The organism is Streptomyces sp. P5F9, assembly GCF_057961495.1.
The window spans coordinates 1-1,730 of the sequence record NZ_JBXVPZ010000864.1 but is presented as its reverse complement, the minus strand read 5'-3'; the positions used below and the strand labels follow the sequence as shown (position 1 = coordinate 1,730).

2 protein-coding genes and 1 rRNA gene are annotated in these 1,730 nt (G+C 65.7%); 1 reads left to right on the top strand and 2 read right to left on the bottom strand.

Annotated features, from left to right (window positions below):
- Positions 1–841 (top strand): type IV secretory system conjugative DNA transfer family protein (locus AC31A1_RS50970; protein WP_489659840.1); only part of this gene is annotated, 841 nt, incomplete at its 5' end.
- A 30-nt stretch (positions 842–871) separates the two neighbouring features.
- On the opposite strand, the gene AC31A1_RS50965 is transcribed toward AC31A1_RS50970, so the two are convergent.
- Both AC31A1_RS50965 and rrf read right to left on the bottom strand, forming a co-directional pair.
- Positions 872–1,417, bottom strand: a complete 546-nt coding sequence (locus AC31A1_RS50965; RefSeq protein ID WP_489659839.1) for a GNAT family N-acetyltransferase — start codon at positions 1,415–1,417, stop codon at positions 872–874.
- Positions 1,418–1,488: 71 nt separating this feature from the next.
- Positions 1,489–1,605: ribosomal RNA gene (gene rrf, locus AC31A1_RS50960) — 5S ribosomal RNA — on the bottom strand.
- Positions 1,606–1,730: the final 125 nt, after the last annotated feature.

The following is a 1,730-nucleotide window of genomic DNA, read 5'->3' as shown; positions in this document are numbered from 1 at the left end:
AGTAGTCACATCCAACAACACGGTCTGGCAGGACACCAAAGACGCCCGCGCCAAACTGGGCCCGGTCCTCCTCTACGACCCCACCCACCTCTGCGACACCCCGGCCCGCCTCCACTGGTCCCCCACCACAGGCTGCGAGGACAAACAGACAGCGGTGAAAAGAGCCACCGCCCTCCTCACCCCCGTAAGGCCCACCGCGAAGATCGACCAGGCGGTAGCGGACACAGCCGAGACACTCCTCCGCAGCTACCTGCACGCCGCCGCGATCGACGGCCGCACCATCCGCCACGTCCACCGCTGGTCCCAGGGCACCCAGATCCAGGACGCGGTAAGAATCCTCCGCACCAACCCCAAGGCAGCCCCCGGCGCGGCAGGCGAACTGGAGGCCGCACTCACGTCCCATCCCGAACGCCGGGACATCGCCCAGGAGTTGACGAGCCGCGCGCTCTCCTCCCTCTTCACGGTCAACATCCGCGAAGCCTGCACACCCAACCCAACTGACGCCCTCTCCTTGGATTCCTTCGCGAACGAAGGGGGCACGCTTTATCTGGTCGGTGAATCCATCGAGGACCCCCGTACGAACCCGGGCGCGATGCCTCTCCTCACCGCCCTCGCATCAAGCGTGGTCGAGCGCGGCCGGCACATGGCCGAACGGTCATCGGCCGGTCGCCTCGACCCACCAATGACGCTTGTCCTGGACGACGTCGCGGCCGTGGCGCCGCTCCCCCAACTCCCGGAACTCCTGGCCACAGGAGCAGACCGAGGCCTGCCGACCCTGGCCCTCCTCCGCTCCAGAGAACAGGCCAGAGCCCGCTGGCCCCACCACGAACTACCAGCCTAGCAACGGGCCTTACGACCCCTACGGCTACGGCTACGGCCGCTCGACCGCCATCTCCAGCTCACGCTCGTCCGAGTTCCCGCCCAACGGCACGACGACGCCCGTGGGTATGAAGCCGACCTTGCCGTAGAACCGCCGGGCCCGTTCGTTGTCCTCGTGCACGATGAGCCGCACCCTCTCGACCCCACGCCCCCAGGCCCACTCCAGGGCGGCATCGAAGAGCACCTCGGTCAGCCCGATGCCCCGCACCTCCGGCCGCACGAACACCCCGACGATGTGCCCCTGCTTCCGCTCGACCGCAAAGCCGGCCCAGTCGACCGTCCCGGCCTCCTCAAGCAGTACGGTCACCGTCCCGACCCACTCCCCGTCGGGCCCTTCGGCAATGATCTGCTGAGCCTTCTCAGCACCTTCGGCGGCCCCTACGGCCCGCTCCTGATAGAAGGAGTCCGGCTGAGCCAGCGCCGTGTCGTAGGTCTCCATGAAGGCAAGGTGCGCGACGGGATCCTGCAGGGCAACGAGCCGCAGCTCCTTCGCCGCGGCCCACTCGTCGGCGCGTATCGAACGGATCTTGTAGTTCATGCCAGCCACGGTAGCCGAAACGCAGAAAACCCCTGTACCGAATAAACGGTACAGGGGTTTTCGCAATATTTGTTCGGCGGTGTCCTACTCTCCCACAGGGTCCCCCCTGCAGTACCATCGGCGCTGTAAGGCTTAGCTTCCGGGTTCGGAATGTAACCGGGCGTTTCCCTCACGCTATGACCACCGAAACACTATGAAACACAGCAACCGCACCACTGCCGTGACCATGGCAATGGGGTTGTTCGTGGTTTCAGAACCAACACAGTGGACGCGAGCAACTGAGGACAAGCCCTCGGCCTATTAGTACCGGTCA

Bases quoted from the DNA above. Each gene is read 5' to 3' on its own strand.
- AC31A1_RS50965 (WP_489659839.1), bottom strand. From the start codon at position 1,417: ATGAACTACAAGATCCGTTCGATACGCGCCGACGAGTGGGCCGCGGCG.